A 16,866-nucleotide genomic window follows, 5' to 3' on the forward strand; every position below is an offset into this window, starting at 1 on the left:
CGCGAGTATGGGCACCTTCCTCAGCAACATGACCTACGTGTTGGAGGCGCTGGGGTTCGCCTTCTTCGAGGAGCCCGGCACAACCTCGATCGACACGTCTGAGGCGCTCACCGTCCCTGTTATAACCGCGGCGGTGCAAAGCTTTTCCACGAGCGCGCAGCCCCGCAGCGAGATCCACAAGGCCTATCTCGACATGGTTGGAGATGGCTACGTGCTGCGGGCGGGGTCGCTGATCAGCACAAGCCCAACCGACAGTCTCCCGGCGAACGTCGCCAAGCTGCGGGCGCAACTCCTCGAAGAAAGGGCACTCGTGCCGCAGGATGACTGCCTGCGATTGACAAGGGATATCGCCTTCACGAGTCCCTCTCCGGCCTCAGCGCTCGTGAAAGGACGTAGCTCGACCGGCCATGGAGACTGGAGCCGGACAACCGACCGAAAACGGCTAGGCGACGTGCTGCGAGAGCGCTGAGAATAAGGGCATCCGAGCATTGCGCCAGCTATCCTCATGATGCACATCACCTGTGTAAAAGCCTCGCGCCGGAGCATTTCAACTCAGTTTCCTTGTGGATGTGGCTTCACCTATCGATATCTTAAACAAGCGTAAGCGCTAGGGATTTTGTTGTGATGTATAAAATAGACAGATATAAAAACCGGATTATTGCGCTCGAAGTCCCAACATTTTCTGCGCTGGGATTCAAAGAGCGCGCCCATATACAGGAGTGGATTGCACATCATCCCAGCGCTTTGGGTGAGGATTTGCTGATCATACAAAAGGAATTCGCCGGCTTCTCGGATACCAATGAGCGTCTCGATCTTTTAGCGCTCGACAAAGAAGGAGCCTTGGTTCTTATCGAGAACAAACTGGACGATGCCGGCCGTGATGTAACCTGGCAGGCGCTAAAGTATGCATCTTATTGCGCTCGATTAGGCCGCGATGACATTAGAAAAATTTATCAAGACTATCTGCTCAAGAATGCGAGCCCTGACAGCGCCGACGAAAAGCTTTGTGATTTCTTCGAGGTTGATGATGTCGAAGATCTTAAGCTGAACAAGGGTGTCACACAGAGAATCATTTTGGTTGCGGCGAACTTCCGTAAAGAGGTTACATCAACAGTTCTCTGGCTGATGAATTTTAAAATTAGGATTCAATGCTTCAGAACAAGGCCCTACCGCTTAGGCGATGATTTGTTTTTGAGCATCGAGCAGATTATCCCCACAAAGGATACCGAGGACTTCATGGTAGGGCTGGCTAATAAGGCCCTCGACGAAGTGGGAGATGCTGAGGCTGAGAAGGGGCGATATGCTCTTCGGCGTGAATTCTGGGCTAAGTTGATCAAAAGGATGAATTCGATCTCAGGTCTTTACACGTCTGTTGCCCCAACGAAGCAGAGCTGGCTTGGCACATCGTCCGGTGTGCGTGGGCTCAGCTTGAATTTTGTAGCAACCCAATCCTTTTGTCGAGTTGAGCTTTATATCGATCGCGGCAACAAAGTTGTGAACGAAGATATCTACAATGATCTGTGGAAGCAAAAGGATTCCATCGAGACAATTTTTGGCCAGGCCCTTGTGTGGCAACTTTTAGAAACAAAACGGGCGTGCCGCATCAAATTCGAGTTTGAAGCGAATGTTTTTGATCGGGAGCGCTGGGAGGAAATGATTGAAGTCTTGAGTGAGTCGATGATCAGATTCGATAAGGCTCTCAAGCAGGCCGTTGCCAATGTTGGCTCTAAAATAAAGTCAGGCGGCTTCAGTGGGACGGAAACGAACACCGATATTCATGAGAATGTTTCGCCGGACGAGGCGTAGTTTATTGCTCATTCGATACAGTTCGGCGTGAATTCCAAATCTTGGCGTATGGATCGTTGAGGCCGGAACTTCCGGCCTAGGCTGGTCCCCTGTCGGCGTGCCTTCTGCAGCTTGCACGATCGGCATTGAGACATGGCCGGCAATAGGCGGCAGTTCCAGCGCGAGAGACAGGCTGACGGCCTCGCCGGCATCGCGGCCCCGTGGAAGGCTGATCAGGACAGACTCGATACCGTGCTGTGTGCGCTGATTGGCCTGCACTGGCACTTGGCCCCACGCGACGCCTCGATCATGATCGGCGATCGTGAGGCGGGCTACATGGTTGCTCGGGCGAGCTTGGACGTCCGTCAACGTCTCGTAGCTGCCGCTGCTGCCCGCGGCGTATCAACCAATGTCGACTGGAACCCGATGGGGAACGCCAAGACAGCACAGCTGGCTGATCAGGGATGAAATTGCTGAGCGTCACTTCTGTTGGGACGGCGGGCTGGAACGTGCCGCGGGCTTACGCCGATCGGTTTCCACAAACCGGGAGTCATCTCGAACGCTACGCACAGCGCTTCAATGCGGTGGAGATCAATACCTCCTTCTATCGGCCGCATCGCGTCGCGACCTACGAGCGGTGGGCCGCGGCCGTGCCCGAGCAATTCCGCTTTGCTGTGAAGGTCCCACGCACAATCACGCACGAGCGGCGGCTCGAGAACGTGGACGAACCGCTCGCGCGATTCCTCGATGAGATCGCCGGGCTCGGCCTCAAGCTGGGCCCACTCTTGCTGCAACTGCCGCCGAGCCTTGCCTTTCAGAACGGGACGAGTGGTGAGTTCCTGCAGCGCTTCAGGCGGGCATTCTCGGGAAGCATCGTCTGCGAACCGCGGCATCCGAGTTGGTTTGCGCCCAGCGTCAACACGCTCTTAGCAGACCTGCTGATTGCTCGCGTCGCAGTCGATCCGGCACCGGTGCCTCAAGCGAGCGAACCAGGCGGCTGGCAAGGCCTGGCCTACCATCGGCTGCACGGGTCTCCTCGGATCTACTACTCGGCCTACAGGCCGGATGTGCTCGACGCACTAGCGGAGCGTCTCGTGGCTGAGGCGAAGGACGGGCTGCCGAACTGGTGCATCTTCGACAACACGGCGGAGTTTGCGGCCACGAGTGACGCGCTTTCGACGCTGGAACGCTTGAGCCGAGATGCCGGGCGACGGATGTGAAGCTCGTGTGCGGCTGCCAGCCATGCGCATCGGGGAGCTGACCGCACAACCGCATTGCGTCGGCAGCGAACGGCTGAATGCCTCCTTCCGCGATGCAGGCCGCAGCAGAGAGCCGCGGATCACAGCAGAATCAGCACCATCACCAGGACGAGGAAGGCCGCGAGGCCAGAGAGAAGGACAATCCGGTCTACCTGAATCCTCTCGCCGGGATCGCCTGCCGGCTCCGGAGCCTCGGTGACTTCGCCCGTGGACTGAGCCGTCATCGCTGCCGACCCAACGCTTACGGTGCTCATGGACAGTGGCCGAGCACCGCCGGCGGACGAGGGCAAGTCCGGCGCGAGGGGCACAGGCCGGTCAGCCCGAGGCCCGAACGCCTCCGGCTCGACGCTCACACCGGCTTCCTCCAGTTCCAGCATCACCAGGACGAGGGCATCCACGTCCATGCTGTCGACTGGCAACACAGCGCGGAGTTCCTCGGCGGTCAGCTCCCCGCGAGATCGGCCCAGAGCAATCAGCCGGTCGAGCGTCCCGCGATCGATTGCGCCCATCATCCCAGCCCCTACGCCGCTGCTGTGCCGACAGCAGACAGGATAGAGCGGCGCACCCAAGGCACACCATCGGCGCCGCGTCCGCAACCGCGGACACATTGCCGGCGCGCGAGCGGCCCCTCTACCCCTCCCTGGCGCACCCGACACGATTCGAATGTGTGACCTTTGCCTGAGGAGGGCTACGCTACCATCCCTTTGAGCGATCAGGGCATTCGCTCGGCCCGCGCAGCACCGTTGCGTCCGCCGCCCAGTTGGGCTACTCACGAGCCACGGTCAGCACCCGTAGCTCAGCTGGATAGAGCGTTGCCCTCCGAAGGCAAAGGTCACACGTTCGAATCGTGTCGGGTGCGCCATTTCCACGCAGAACTGCGAACACTCGGCGCGACTGATGAGCCTGCGCCGATGACGGCGGCCTCTAGAATGGTCTTGTCGCCGATAATGCGGATCACGTCCGCGCCGACCTCGATCCGATCGACGATCGACTGAAGCCACGCCTTCCGGAACGAGATCTCCCTCGCCGTCACATTCTTCCGCATCAGCCGGCGGAACGGCTAGCGGCGCGATCTCGGACGGCGGACGCTCGACGACCATACAATAGGCGCGACGGCGACCCTCCGGGATCACCGCCGCGCAACCCCGCTGCCGGGCGAGGCTTGTATCAGACCAAGAGTGCGCCCGTGTCGTAGAAGTGGTAGTCGAAGGAGTCGCTCAGCGCCACGCCGCCGGTCTTGATCGCGATGGTGTAGGATGCGCCGTCGTTGCTGTCCTTGAGCGTGTAGTAGTCGAGGCCAGGATTGTACTTGGCCAGCGCATTCACGACAGAATCGGTGGTGACCTTCGTCAGCGTCGAGTCGGCACCGAAACCGCTGAACCGCAGAAAGTCGCCGCCTGCAACGCCGGCACCTTCAAAGTCCCACACGAAATCCTGGGGCTTAGCGCCCAGAGACACGTCGAAATCCGCCTTCGAAAAGGCAAACGTATCGTTGCCGGCACCGCCGTACAGCGCGTCGACGCCCTTGCCGCCCTGCAGCAGGTCGTTGCCTGCGCCACCGCTCAGACGATCGTTGCCCGCGCCGCCGTACAGCTTGTCGGCGCCACCGTTGCCGTTGATCAGGTCGTTACCGAGCTGGCCGTCGATGAGATCGCCGCCGGCTGTGCCGGTAATGGTATCGGCTCCATTGGTGCCGAAGTACTTGACGCCGGTCAGGACAGGACCAGTGGAAGGAAGTGCCATTTGAATTCTCCTGCGCTCGAAAAGGTTTTCAAACTCGAAAGCCTGACGGCGCTTTGTATCGACAGCCTTAAGGATTTGTCAACCAATGAATTCAGTACAAATCTTGCGATGACAGCCTATTTTGAGACAAATTTTCCGATTGTGGCCCGAATGTGTGCTGAAACGGCTGATATCGAAATAAAAAACCAGATCCTACGTACTTTTGATCGATATTCGGCCGTGCTGATGGCGACATGGCGAGATCAAATCAGACAATAGATCGCCGGATTCTCAATTCATGCCTAGCACTCGTTGCAAAATTGGCACCGGCTTAAGTCGCGCCTCGTCACAGCGCCAATCTCGTATTGTAAGAAAAATATATCAGCGCGACAGAAGTGGGCCTTCAGCGCGCCGACATCTCACCCCGGACTGTACGGGCAAGGCCGCTCGCGGAAAGGTGGTCCGACGTTTGCGTCGGGTGCGTGTCACGAGGGAAAGCGGTCGTGTCGACCTCGGGCTGCATCCCAACGTGGCGTCGACGAGCATGTACCGGCGTATCGCGCTCGCGCAATGAACCGACGCAGGCCTCGTCGCAGCCGGGATTGCGACGCCATCATCCTGCACCGCGAACATTTAGTTGGGGTTTTCGGCCACGATCTAAAGACTCGGGTTCGAGGCGCACCGTCCGGCCCTGTCAAAGCCGGCGCGATCCAGACAAAGGACCGGTCGGCAGCACCCGCCCCGGACTGGAGGCATCTCCGCCGATGGAACGCGATACCTCAGCGCGGGTCGATAATCACCGGACCGGCGGAATTAAACCCGATAGCCCAGTCAACTCTACAATTTCCAAAATCTAGCGATTTTTATAGACCTCTGTTGCTCATCAGCCATTAGGCTATGCATAACGCGGATAACGGCTATCAAGCTAAGGACAATCACGGCGCGCGACATTATTGAAATGACTGCTCGATGCTTCGCGAAGGTGGCGGGATGGGCAGGGAGCTAGACTTTGAAGCGCATGAACATGTCCTGCCGAGGCGATTCGAATGGGTCGATGTCCGCGTCCGGCGGATGGCAGGGCATGTGCCGTCGGCTCGTCGCTCCAGCCCTTGCTGGATTGCTGCTGATGGAGGCGCTCGCGGCCTGTACCTACCTGTCCAGTGACGGTCCCGCCCGCGCGACGGTCGAGACGGGCGCTGTCATCAAATCGGAACGGCGCGCGCCCGTCGGGTTCGTCCAGCTCGATCTCAGCGCCGCCGCCGTGAACGCGGCCAATGCGCAGACCCATGCGCTGACGCCGCTGATGGCACGTGTCCTCAGCGGCTCTGAGAGCCGGCACGGCAGCATCGGCGTAGGCGACGTCGTGAACATCACGATCTTCGAGGCCAGTGCGGGTGGCCTGTTCATCGCCTCGGAAGGCGGTGCGCCGCGGGGCGGCAACTTCGTGGCGATTCCTCCGCAGCAGGTTGAGGCAAGCGGCTCAATCACGGTGCCCTATGCCGGTCAGGTCGCGGCGGCGGGACGAACTCCGCAGCAGGTGGCGCGCGACATCACGGAGCGCCTGAAGCAGCGTGCCGTCGAGCCGCAGGTCGTCGTCTCCATCGGAGATCGCCGTTCGGGTTCGGTCAGCGTCCTTGGTGACGTCAACCAGCCGACGCGGGTGGAGATCGATCCCGGCGGCCTGCGCTTGCTCGAAGCCATTACCCGGGGCGGGGGGCCACGCAGCGCCCCCTACGAGACGATCGTCACGCTCAAGCGGGGCAACCGCACGACCCAGACCCTCCTGAGCAGCGTCGTGAAGATCCCGGACCAGAATCCCTATCTTTCGCCGGGCGATATCGTTTTCCTGACCAAGGAGCCACGCTTTTATCTAACGTTGGGTGCGACCCCGGCTCCGGGCTCGCTCGGTGGCTTGAACAACCGCCGCTTCACCTTCGAGAATGATACGATGAGCCTTGCCGAAGCCGCCGCGAAGTCCGGTGGCCTCGATCCGAACCGTGCCGATCCCGGCGCCGTCTTCCTGTACCGGCTCGAGTCCCGCCGGGCGCTCGAGGAGATGGGCGTGGATCTGACCGGCTATGCCGGCAACGAGATCCCGACGATCTATACCTGCGACTTCGGCCGTTCGGATGCGTTCTTCGTTTCGAGCGAGTTCCTGATGCGTAGCCGGGACATCATCTTCGTGGCGGAGGCTCCGGCTGTCGGGCTTCAGCGCTTCACGGCGAGCCTGTCGGGACTGACCAGCAATGCGAGCGCCGTCGCCGCGACCCGCTCGTACTGACCGCGCGGCCCAGGTGCGGAAGGCGCCCGGGCCTTGGCGCCGTTCCCGCCGGCCATCAGGGTGGTCCGCATGCCGAAACACGCGATCTAACGTTTGCGCGTGAGACTTCGGTAGCCCGCCAACCCCGCCTGGGTCAGGGTCATGCTTTCCCCTGTGATCAGGGCGATGTAGCGGTCGCCGCCCAGCTCGAACACCAACATGTTCTCGCGGGCATCGAGGATATGCAGCGGATCCCATTGGAACGGCCTTTCCGGGTCGCGATTGGCTTGCATCGCATCCTGATCGACCGTCAGCGTCAAATCGGATCCCTCCCAGCGCCCGACCAGGTTCGATCGCAGGGACGTCGCAAGCGCCGGGGGGGCTAGTCGCGCGCGCGCGCTCTGGGCTGTTCCGAGCCGAGCGCGGGCGCCGGGCGACTCTGCGGGGTGGATCGGGCGCCCCTCCTGCGCGCCGCCCGCCCCGCAGGAGGCGCCCAAGGCGAGCACCACGAGGACTACGCGCCTCGGTCGGATCGGCGACACGGCCCGATCGCTAGCGGTCGGCCGCGGGAGCGGCGTCCATGAGGCGCGCGATCAGGTGCCGACACTCCGTCGGTGTATGGACCCAGTCCTCGGTCACGCGCGCGCCGACGGCCTCCTGAAGCGACCGGAACTGTTCACGATCCAGCGCCTGCAGGGTCTCGGTCAACGCCGTTTCGAGATCGTCTCCCAGGCAAAGGCCGATGCGCCGGGCGGCCAGCCAGTGACCGATGGCCGTGCGCTCCAGCGCGATCGGCACCGTGCCAACCCAGCCGCTTTCGTAGAGGCGATTCGGCAGGAGCCACTCCGAGTTCTGGCCTTCCTCGAAGAAGTCGATCACCCAGGCGAAATCGACCTCGCCGTAGATGCGTGGAAGCTCTTCGGGATTCCGATACGGTCCCTCGAAGCGCATGTAGGGCTCGGCGGCGATCATCGCGTCGAAATCCGGAAACTCACGATGGGCCGGACGTCCACGGAGGACGACTTCGAGCGCCCCGTCGAGGCGGCGGGATACGGCGGAGAGGATGCGGAAGCTCTTCAGGCAGCGAATCGCACCGAACCAGCCGATTCGCCAGGGCGCTCCATCTCCCCGGTTGGTCCGCGCTGCAGGCGGCGGCAGGGCCTGCTCGATGAACACCTTGTTCTCGACGAGCTCGACCGGCAGCCCGACCTGCGAATGGGGTTCGAAGTAATTCTCCACGAAGGCCGGCGAACTGGTGATGAGGGCCGCGGACCGGCGGGCGAGAGCGCCCTCGAGCCAGCGCAACCCACGCCCAGCCGGCCCCTGAGAGAGCATGAGCCGGTGGATGTCCAGGCATTCGTAGATCACGGGGATTCGCGTGCGCCCGCCCCGCACCGCTTGGGCCACCGCCAGCATCTCAAGGTTCCGCGCGACGATGAGATCCGCACCCTCGACGCCGCCTGCCCAGCGGCTTCCGTTGAGCGCCGCCCACGCCGTTGCCGCCACGCGCTTCAGGAACCGTCCATCGGCCGTCCGGCCGAGGTCATGAGCCGGAACGCCTTCGATCGACGTGACGGGCAGGCCGCGCCGGAAACCGGCGAGATAGATCTCGGCGCCTCCGGCCTTGAACATGCGGATCCGGCGGCGAACCGCCGGATCGTTCAGGTCGTGGACGAAGTAGGCGATCCGCACGGATTCGGGACGGGACATGGATCCTCAAAGGCTCGTGGGCCTTGGGCGACTGCGGTCATCGTTCCGGTGACGAAGTGCCATCCGCTTCCATGCCCCGCATGATTCTGGCGCCGCAGGGGTAAACTGCCCGGGCAACGTTAAACGCAAGTTCTCGGCCATGCCGCCGGGACAAGCGAAGGTCAAGATCTTTCCAGATCACGCCTCGAACGTTCGTCAATAAATTTTCCGGCAGACATACTCCGTATATATATGATACCCTTGCTCTATCTATAGCTTTTAATGCACGATCATTCCTTATTATTGAAGCACCGCTCCGTAACAATAACTCGCGGATAAAAATATCAATCCGCGTATGTTCATGCCATATTCTCCGCATAGGCCGTCATAAACTCAATCATGCCGACCTTGCATTATTGATCCACAGTAGACTTACACGTTGAATCAGCCTAGAAACATGAACAATTTCATTGCGCGACCATATCTGGAGTTAAATTTAATGGCAAATCTCATTCATGCCGTAACGAGACTTCGGAGACGACTGAGAAAAGTATCGCCGGTCAAGATCGATGGTCGGACATTCGCCATTCCGCACAAGGGCAATTTCCATGTCAGTCACCTCGACGGGCACGAGGATTATCTAAACGATTTCATCAAAGCGATTGTCGAGATGAAGGGCGGCACCTTCGTCGATGTCGGCGTGAATGTGGGACAGATCCTTCTGAAGCTGCGCTCGTTCGACCGAGAGCGCGATTATATCGGCTTCGAGGTTTCCGTATCGTGCTGCGACTACGTCAATCAGATCATCGATCAGAACGACATCAAGAACAGCATCGTCGTGCCGCTCGGACTCAGCGAATCGCGCGGAACGATCACTCTGCATTTCTCCGACCAATCGGATCCGCAGGCGACCCTCGTCGGCGACTTCTGGACGGCCGCCAACCGGCGCAAGTTCGAGCGTCGCGTCTACGTGGAATCCGGCGATACGATTCTCGATGCGGCCGGCACCGGGCCCGTGGGCGTGATCAAGATCGACGTCGAGGGCGGAGAGCTGGAGGTGCTGCGCGGCCTGAGAAGCACCCTCGGCCGTGATCAGCCGATCATCGTGATGGAGATCCTTCCCTACCTGACCGAGGTCGCCGAGGCTGAAGCCGCGACGATGGAGCGGCGGAAAGAGCGCTGCCTCCAATTGGAAGCATTGCTCGAAGAGGCCGGCTATCTCCGTTTCCGAGCACTGCCGGGCTTCAAGATCGAGGAGGCGATGACCTTCGGCGCTCCCACTTTCGAGGCGACGCGTACGAACTACGTGATGGTCCCGCATCGCGACGAAGGGCAATTCAGGGCATTGTTCAACGGATGAAGGCGCGAATTCTGCAAAGGCAGGAGCGATGTCCTCGCGCCCACCTCGGCATCCGGTAGCTCAGGCCACCGCCGAAGGTTAAATTATTACCGAAGGTTCGATCATCCGCATGTTCCTGCATGTATCGATTGGTCTCAGCATGAAGCGGGTCCTTGCCGTCCTTGGCTGCCTGCTCTGTGTCGCCGGGGCTGCGAGGCCGCTCCAAGGTCTCGCGCAGCCGCTGCCGAGCCAGATCAATCCGGACACCCTCGGCGGCAAGACCTTCGACGAACACTGGGAGCGGCTCGACGCCTCGGAGATGGCGAAGCGGCCCGCAGCGCCGACGCGCTGGAGAACGGTTCTCGGTGCGGGCGACCCGAGCAAGGCCGTCTACCGCACTGGCAGCGGTTCGAGCATCTATGTCGACGCGACTTTCGCCGGGGTCGCGGAGGGGCGGGTTCTCGACAAGCCCCTGGGTCTGAATCCCTTCCGGATCGATCCGGGCGCCTCGCTCGCCATCGTCGGCTCCAAGACGCCGATGGCGCTGCTGCCGATCATGTTCGATCGCCCCTACTGGGCGGGCGTGCTGACCACGAAGTTCAGCTTCTCGCAATTGTTCGGCTATTTCGAGATCACTGCGAAGCTCCCGGTCGGCAAAGGGTTCTGGCCGGCGTTCTGGCTTCTTCCGGTTCGGGGGGCCTGGCCCCAGAATGGTGAACTCGACGTTTTCGAGGGATTGGGCGAGCCGGAGCAGATCCATGCCGGCATCATCTCGGGCGCCGATCACCTGACCTCGTCCATGCCGATCAAGCTGCCGTTCAAGGTCGGCGGCCCGGGCGCGGATTGGCACAGCTACGGGGTCGCCTGGTCGGCCGACGAGATCGTCTGGTACGTCGATCGGAAGGAGGTCCGTCGCGTCCCGACGCCGTCCGACATGAAGCAGGTTCCGATGTACCTCCTTCTCAACCTCGCCATCGGCGGCAAGTGGGGCGGCTGGCCGGACGAGACGACACCCTGGCCCGGGGAATTCGTGATCCAGCGCGTCAGCGCCTGGAAGCTGCCGGGCTGAGATCGTGTTGCGCACGGCCCCCTCCGACTCTCCTCCGTCCGCACCGTCAGGGGTTTCGGCCATGGCGCGATTCGACCGTCCGCCGAGCCTGTCCGGCGGCGCCGTGGCGCGCGGGCTCGCCCTCGGCCTTGCCCTCGTGATGAGCCCGGCGCAGGCCGAACCGGGTGTGATGGCATCCCCGCAGGCGGGCCGCATCGAGGGCGTGCAGTTGTGGAAGCTGCCGTCCACGCCCAACGGCCTCGTCCCCTCCCAGAGCTGGCATGCGACCGGATCGGCGCCGAACGGCGATCTCTACGTGGCCGGCATGGATCATCGCACCAATGCGGCCCTGTACCGCCTGCCAGCAGGCCGGGATGACCTGCGCCTCGTCGGCGACGCCCGCTCGGCCTCGGAGGCCGCGGGCAATTGGCACCGGGGCGAGACAGCGGAGAAGTTCCACACCCGCCCGACCTTCATGAACGGAAAGGTCTATGTCGCGACCATGGATTCCTCGGGTCTCGATGCCGATTACAAGGCGAAGCGGGGCTTCCACTGGTACGCCTACGATCCCGACACGGACCACTTCACCGACCTCAGCGCACGGGAGAAGGGCGGCACCGGCCTTCCGCACGGAAGCGTGGTCACCCTCGCCGCGGACCCCGCCCGGAACGCGCTGTTCGGCGCCATCGTGCCGACCGGCGAGGTCGTGCGATACGACGCGACCGGCAGCGTGACCGCATCGCTTGGCCGCCCCGCGGGCTACGATCGCCCGTTCCTCTACCTGAACCGCTTCATGTTCACCGACGCGAAGGGACGCCTGTACGGTTCGGCCGGAGCAGGGTCGGGCTACGCAGCCGGGATCTATGCCCATCTCTACCGCTACGAGCCGGGAGTTGGCCCGGTGCCGCGGCCCGATCTCGCCGCTGGTCGAGCCCCGCGCCCTCGAGACCGGCCGCTGCTTTCCTGATCGCCATCTCTGCTTCGCCGCCGATAGCCGGGGCCACCTCTACCGCTTCAGCGAGGATGCGGCAGGCGACACGATCGCCTGGACTGCCATCGGCCAAGTGACGATGGAACGGCCCGGCTCGTTCCTCTGGATGTTCCAGGTCGATCCCGCTGGGGCGACGGCCTATGCGGCCGCGACGAGCTACGCGCCCGATGCTGGACCCGCCTTGCTCTACGAGGTCGACCTCGCGACCGGACGCTCGACGCGCCTATGCAGCCTCGCCGACCTCGATCCCCGGCTCGGCGCCCTGAACGTCCATACCGGATACGATGCCTGGGACGCGCAGGGGCGCTTCGCCTTCGCGAGCTTCGCCGGCGAGGGCGAGAGCGAAGTCCTGCTGACGCGGGTCAATCCCGCGCGACTGAAGGCGGCCCTGCGCGCCCGATGTCGTGATGCCGCCTGCACGCCGTGAGATATCGGGTTGCGGAGCGGATTCGGAGCAGCACATCCTCTACGATCGATCACACGGCTACGGTCAAACTCAGGATCCCACGCGAATGGATGGCCTCGCCCCCGACGACGTCACGGTCTGCATCTGCACCTATCGGCGGGCGACCCTTGTGCAGGCGATACAGTCTGTCGCCACCCAATGTCGCCACGTCGTGGTGATCGACAACGATGCGGCCGGATCGGCCCGGTCCCTGGTGGCGTGGTGCGACGAGCATTTGCCCTGCGCCGTGACCTATGTGCACGCCCCCGACCGCAACATTTCGATCGCCCGCAACGCCGCCCTGGACGCCACGCCGACGCGCTGGCTCGCGTTTCTCGACGACGATGAAGTCGCCGCCCACGATTGGCTCGAACGTCTGATCGCCGGCCGGGACGGGCAGGCCGCCGTCATCGGGCAGGTGGTCGCGGTGTACGGGGAAGGGCTGCCCGGCTGGGCTCCCCGCCTGGATTTCCACAGCAACCGGATCGCCGATGCCGGACGGATCGACAACGCCTATACTTCGAATGCCCTGATCGACCTCGATTTCGTGCGTCGACACCAGATCCGGTTCGCGGTGGAATGCGGGGTGACCGGCGGCGAAGATACGTTGTTCTTCCGCAGCATCACGACCGCCGGCGGCGGCATGGCCTACCGGCCGGACAGCATCGTCTACGAGGACGTCACGCCCGGGCGCGCGACCTTGTCCTGGGTGATGCGGCGTAAGTTCCGGTCCGGGCAGACGCATGCCCTGATGCTGTCGCGGTTCGACAAGCGGGCGCGCGCCCGGCTGCCGCTGACCTCCACCGCCAAGGCCGTCTACTCGGTCCTGAGGGCGGCCCTTGTCCTGCCGCGGCCGACCCGTGCGATCTGGTGGCTCGCCCGCGGCGCCCTGCATGCCGGCGCGTTCGTTTACTGTCTGAAGCCGCGGATCCTGGAGGAATATCGCCAAGCCTGAGCCGGCGGCAGGAGAGCGTCGGTCGTCTCGCCGCGGGACGGAGCGGTGCCCGAGAGAGCCGCAGGACCGCCCGCCGAGGCGACCGATCCAGGTTGCGCGGAACTGCGCGAACCTGCGTCTGCCGACGGCTCCGATTTCTAAAGAATCCGGCTTTCTAAAGAATCCAGCCCAGGGACGATTCGAGATCTCGGGCGCCGTGATCGCGCCGGGCCAGCTCGTGGTCGAGCCCGACATCAAGAAGGTGCAGCATCCCACCGGCGGCCGCGCGCTGCGGGTGCGAGAAGGGGCACGGGTTCAGGCCGGTGACGTGCTGATCCGTCTCGACGAAACCCAGACTCGGGCGAGCCTCGACATCATCCTGAACGCGCTGGACGAACTCTCGGCTCACCGCGCCCGCGACGAGGCGGAGCGCGCCGGGGCGGCCACCTTCCCGCCCGTGGCCCATTTAACCGAGGGCGAGACCCGACTGTTCACGGCGCGCAAGGTCAGCTTCGTCACCGGCAAGCTGCGGGCGTCGCGCGAACACCGCCGGGATTTGGTGATCCACCGCCGGTTCCGATCAACCGGAGAGCGACTTTATCCATGCGTTCGCGACGTCGATTGCGATAAATCCCGTCGATCGACGAAGCAGAGCCCTCCATCCAGCTTCCTGTAACCAAATATCCACCGGAAACCTGCTTAACTGTGCGGCTTCAGCCTGAGGCTTAGGACCACCTCACCATGAAAGCAGAAATAAAACCAGATTACACGCCATCGGTCGATGACGAGGCCGAGCGCGTTCGCGACATCTTCGTGAAGTCTTTTCGGCAACCCGAAAGTGACCTCGATCGTCTCCTGCCAAAGAATTTTACGAGCACGCTCTCCCAACGCGACGAGGCTGACAAGCCGACTGCCGGGGACGAGTTCGACTGGTCGGTCACCCTCGCGAATGTCGAAAAGATCGTGGAGGCTGCGGCTTCGAGTCGGACGTCCACCCTCGCTGCCGAACGGCGCGCGGAGATCGCCGAGGCCAAGGCCAAGGAAGCCCTGCACTGGCTGAGAGTCCTGCACGAAGCCGTGCTCCGAGGGCTTCCCGACGCGACATCAGAGACGGCCGTCGGCTGACCGGCCCGACCATCCTCCGGCGCAGGCCTTCCTGAGCAGAGACGGTGATGTGACCGCTTCGGAGGATGCGTCCCCCGGCCGCCGAGACTTGCCCCTGGGGAGGGACCGCCGTGCGGGCGTTCGCATCGGCGGGCGCGAACGCGAGGCGTTGATTTGCTTCCCCCGTCGTCCGCGGCCTCCGCGATCTTGCCCCGGACAGCGGACCATGGTGGCGTCGATTCACGACAATACCGGTCCGTTCTATTAGCGACGCATTAAGCCGATTTGCGCAGAGATGAGGCGAAGGTATCATCGGCCAAGAACCGGCCGGTTGTTCTGGTAGGTTCAGCGCGCTCCTCGGTTCGTGCGTGTGGCGGCGTTGGTCCCGCGAGAGCGGGGTGAAGGAGATGCGTCATGGCGTTCATTGTCCTATCGGCGATCGGCGGCGGCGTGGGGATCGGTGCCCTGATGTTGTCCTACGGTCTCGGCACCGCGCTGGCCTGCGCCATTCCCGGGGGGAGCCTCTGCGCCGCCGTGGCAGCCTTCGTCCTGATGGCGCGCCGCGGTGAGGATTGGGCCGGCGAGGATTGCGAAGACGATGAACCGGTCAATGATCAAACGGACCAGATGGTGAAAGCCCTTCGCGAGATCGCGCAGCGGGGCGACGTGGACCGCGCGAAGCCGGCGGGCAAGCAATCCCGCGCCGCCTGAGGGGCGGATTCGCGAGGCCGCACGGCGCCTGGGCGAAGCCCGAAGCCGTCATCCCGAAGGAAGCGACCCGCCTCGGTATGCTCGCGTGGCGACGCGGGTCGAGCTGTGGCCCGGTTCAGGCGCCGCGGCGCCTGAACCGGCGAAGGACGCGGGTGATGTCGCGGGCATACAGAAGCGCCGCGCCACCGCCGACGACCACGCCGCAGGCCAGCACCTGCAGCATTTCGGTCTGAGAATGACCGGCGAGCAGGTTTGCGCAGAGGCGCTGCGTGGCGAGGGCGCTTCCAAGCCCGAGCCCGAGCGGCAGGATGACGTGCCGCAAGTAGACCATGGCCGATGTCGCGCTATCGTGGCGGGTCAAAGTCACGGCAATGCCGCAGAAGGCGGCGTTCTTGATCGCGACGCCGGCGGCGATCCAAACGAGGCCGTATCCGGAGAGCGCCGCCACGGCTCCCAGGCCGACCGAAACCGAGGCGAGCGCGTAGGCGAGGAGCGCCCGGTTCCGGTTTCGCACGGCGAGCAGTGAGCCGTGGATCGAGCCATAGATCCGACAAAGCCCCGACACCGCCAGGATGGCGGCAGCGGGCGCGGCCTCGACCCAGCGCGGGCCGAAAGCCCACCGGATCAAGACCTCGTCGAAGGCCACGAAGAGCATGACGGGAAGACCGAAGATCAGCGTCGTGAGCCGGATCGAGGTTTCGGTCATGCGCGTACGCTCGGCCAAGTCGCCCTGGGCGAAGGCCGGCTGATAGAGCATCGAGCTGAACGAGGCCGACGCCGTGATGAGGATCGTCTCGATCCGCTTGCCCAGGTTGTAGGCGCCGACGAGGGCCGGAGAGAGGAAGGATGCGACCACCAGCGTGTCGGCGTAGCTGTTGGCGGTGCCGACGAGCCGCACCATCGAGGCGTAAGTTGCTTCGGGCGCCAAGTGCGCCAACGGTCCGAATCTAAAGCTTGGCCGCTCGAGTTCGGCGCCTCCGGCCCGGACGAGGAGCAGGAAGCCGCAGAGCGATTGCAGCAGATAGTAGAGGACGAGCCCGGCCAGGGCGTGCCCGGCCACCGCGAGGGCACTGCCGCTGACCGCCGCCACCGCGTTCGCCGTTAGAGTGCGCATCGCCAATCGACGAAGCGCCCGCTGCCGGGTCACGACGGCCTGCGGGAGAACGGTCGCGAGGTCGAAGAACAGCTTCGGGGTCAGCACCAGAAGGGCGGGCAGGATCTCGGCGAAATCCGGCCGGTGATGGCTCACGAGGAGCAGCAACCCGGCATAGACCGCCGCCGCCGCCGCGCCGGAGACCAGCAGCAGGCCGAAGGCGGCGCGGTCCTGACCGGGATCGGCCCGACGCAGCAGCAACTCATAGAGTCCCTGTGGGCAGAGGGCCTTGAGGATTTCAGCCAGCGAGATGGCTACGGCCACAGCCCCCACCTGCCAAGCCTCCGCCGTCCGGGCAAACACGACGAAGAGGCCGAACGGGATGAAGACGGTGGCGGCCGCATTGAGCAGCGACCAGAGCAGCGGACCGAGCATATCTATCAAACCTCGGCGTGGAACCGACCCATCCGGATCGCAGAGCGGAAT

At 63.3% G+C, this 16,866-nt stretch carries 18 protein-coding genes, 1 tRNA gene and 1 pseudogene; 15 read left to right on the forward strand and 5 right to left on the reverse strand.

What is annotated here, in order from left to right; all coding sequences use genetic code 11:
* Positions 1 to 7 precede the first annotated feature (7 nt).
* The 4 genes from M2437_RS01350 (at position 8) to M2437_RS01365 (ending at position 3,005) form a co-directional block, all read left to right on the forward strand.
* The gene (locus tag M2437_RS01350) at positions 8 to 469 is read left to right on the forward strand and encodes a DUF4357 domain-containing protein (RefSeq protein ID WP_253389194.1); all 462 of its coding nucleotides are present in this window, start codon (positions 8 to 10) and stop codon (positions 467 to 469) included.
* Positions 470 to 624: 155 nt separating this feature from the next.
* Entirely contained in the window at positions 625 to 1,806 is a 1,182-nt protein-coding gene (locus M2437_RS01355; RefSeq protein WP_253389195.1) for a DUF4268 domain-containing protein, read from the forward strand.
* A gap of 132 nt (positions 1,807 to 1,938) precedes the next feature.
* The gene (locus M2437_RS01360) at positions 1,939 to 2,253 is read left to right on the forward strand and encodes a hypothetical protein (RefSeq protein ID WP_253389196.1); all 315 of its coding nucleotides are present in this window, start codon (positions 1,939 to 1,941) and stop codon (positions 2,251 to 2,253) included.
* Positions 2,250 to 3,005: a DUF72 domain-containing protein gene (locus M2437_RS01365; RefSeq protein ID WP_253389197.1), complete on the forward strand. Its 756-nt coding sequence runs from the start codon at positions 2,250 to 2,252 to the stop codon at positions 3,003 to 3,005. Before M2437_RS01360 ends, M2437_RS01365 begins: the two co-directional genes overlap by 4 nt.
* 119 nt (positions 3,006 to 3,124) lie before the next feature.
* Here the strand turns inward: M2437_RS01365 and M2437_RS01370 are convergent, their stop codons facing one another.
* A complete protein-coding gene (locus tag M2437_RS01370; protein ID WP_253389679.1) occupies positions 3,125 to 3,553 on the reverse strand; it encodes an RNA polymerase sigma factor region1.1 domain-containing protein in 429 nt (142 codons plus the stop codon).
* A 276-nt stretch (positions 3,554 to 3,829) separates the two neighbouring features.
* Here M2437_RS01370 and M2437_RS01375 point away from each other — a divergent pair.
* Positions 3,830 to 3,906 (forward strand) — tRNA-Arg (locus tag M2437_RS01375).
* A gap of 305 nt (positions 3,907 to 4,211) precedes the next feature.
* On the opposite strand, the gene M2437_RS01380 is transcribed toward M2437_RS01375, so the two are convergent.
* Positions 4,212 to 4,787 carry a calcium-binding protein gene (locus M2437_RS01380; RefSeq protein WP_209688048.1) on the reverse strand — a complete coding sequence of 192 codons (576 nt, stop codon included), beginning with the start codon at positions 4,785 to 4,787 and terminating at the stop codon, positions 4,212 to 4,214.
* Between M2437_RS01380 and M2437_RS01385 the strand changes: the two genes are divergently transcribed.
* Together M2437_RS01385 and M2437_RS01390 are read left to right on the forward strand one after the other, a co-directional pair.
* The gene (locus M2437_RS01385) at positions 4,788 to 5,045 is read left to right on the forward strand and encodes a hypothetical protein (RefSeq protein ID WP_253389199.1); all 258 of its coding nucleotides are present in this window, start codon (positions 4,788 to 4,790) and stop codon (positions 5,043 to 5,045) included.
* A 775-nt stretch (positions 5,046 to 5,820) separates the two neighbouring features.
* Positions 5,821 to 7,047 carry a polysaccharide biosynthesis/export family protein gene (locus M2437_RS01390; RefSeq protein ID WP_209688047.1) on the forward strand — a complete coding sequence of 409 codons (1,227 nt, stop codon included), beginning with the start codon at positions 5,821 to 5,823 and terminating at the stop codon, positions 7,045 to 7,047.
* A gap of 86 nt (positions 7,048 to 7,133) precedes the next feature.
* Here M2437_RS01390 and M2437_RS01395 read toward each other — a convergent pair whose 3' ends face one another.
* Positions 7,134 to 7,346, reverse strand: a complete 213-nt coding sequence (locus tag M2437_RS01395) for a hypothetical protein (RefSeq protein WP_209688046.1) — start codon at positions 7,344 to 7,346, stop codon at positions 7,134 to 7,136.
* Between the two features lie 232 nt (positions 7,347 to 7,578).
* Complete coding sequence (locus M2437_RS01400) at positions 7,579 to 8,736, reverse strand: glycosyltransferase (protein ID WP_209688045.1); 1,158 nt, start codon at positions 8,734 to 8,736, stop codon at positions 7,579 to 7,581.
* 478 nt (positions 8,737 to 9,214) lie between these two features.
* Between M2437_RS01400 and M2437_RS01405 the strand changes: the two genes are divergently transcribed.
* From M2437_RS01405 to M2437_RS01440, 8 genes and pseudogenes are all read left to right on the forward strand, one after another.
* The gene (locus M2437_RS01405; protein ID WP_209688044.1) at positions 9,215 to 10,075 is read left to right on the forward strand and encodes an FkbM family methyltransferase; all 861 of its coding nucleotides are present in this window, start codon (positions 9,215 to 9,217) and stop codon (positions 10,073 to 10,075) included.
* 139 nt (positions 10,076 to 10,214) lie between these two features.
* Positions 10,215 to 11,123: a glycoside hydrolase family 16 protein gene (locus M2437_RS01410; protein WP_209688043.1), complete on the forward strand. Its 909-nt coding sequence runs from the start codon at positions 10,215 to 10,217 to the stop codon at positions 11,121 to 11,123.
* A 61-nt stretch (positions 11,124 to 11,184) separates the two neighbouring features.
* Complete coding sequence (locus tag M2437_RS01415) at positions 11,185 to 12,069, forward strand: hypothetical protein (protein WP_499006383.1); 885 nt, start codon at positions 11,185 to 11,187, stop codon at positions 12,067 to 12,069.
* Positions 11,996 to 12,520 carry a hypothetical protein gene (locus M2437_RS01420; RefSeq protein ID WP_499006384.1) on the forward strand — a complete coding sequence of 175 codons (525 nt, stop codon included), beginning with the start codon at positions 11,996 to 11,998 and terminating at the stop codon, positions 12,518 to 12,520. Before M2437_RS01415 ends, M2437_RS01420 begins: the two co-directional genes overlap by 74 nt.
* Positions 12,521 to 12,605: 85 nt before the next feature.
* Positions 12,606 to 13,493 carry a glycosyltransferase family 2 protein gene (locus tag M2437_RS01425; protein ID WP_253389200.1) on the forward strand — a complete coding sequence of 296 codons (888 nt, stop codon included), beginning with the start codon at positions 12,606 to 12,608 and terminating at the stop codon, positions 13,491 to 13,493.
* Positions 13,494 to 13,674: 181 nt separating this feature from the next.
* Positions 13,675 to 13,974: pseudogene (locus M2437_RS01430) on the forward strand (HlyD family type I secretion periplasmic adaptor subunit); the annotation flags it as partial.
* Positions 13,975 to 14,213: 239 nt separating this feature from the next.
* A complete protein-coding gene (locus tag M2437_RS01435; protein WP_209688040.1) occupies positions 14,214 to 14,597 on the forward strand; it encodes a hypothetical protein in 384 nt (127 codons plus the stop codon).
* Between the two features lie 393 nt (positions 14,598 to 14,990).
* A complete protein-coding gene (locus M2437_RS01440; RefSeq protein ID WP_209688039.1) occupies positions 14,991 to 15,287 on the forward strand; it encodes a hypothetical protein in 297 nt (98 codons plus the stop codon).
* A gap of 115 nt (positions 15,288 to 15,402) precedes the next feature.
* On the opposite strand, the gene M2437_RS01445 is transcribed toward M2437_RS01440, so the two are convergent.
* On the reverse strand, positions 15,403 to 16,815 hold the full coding sequence (locus M2437_RS01445) for an oligosaccharide flippase family protein (RefSeq protein WP_253389201.1): 1,413 nt from the start codon (positions 16,813 to 16,815) through the stop codon (positions 15,403 to 15,405).
* Positions 16,816 to 16,866: the final 51 nt, after the last annotated feature.

It is taken from the genome of Methylorubrum pseudosasae (genome assembly GCF_029504475.1).
In the GTDB taxonomy this organism is placed as follows: domain Bacteria; phylum Pseudomonadota; class Alphaproteobacteria; order Rhizobiales; family Beijerinckiaceae; genus Methylobacterium; species Methylobacterium extorquens.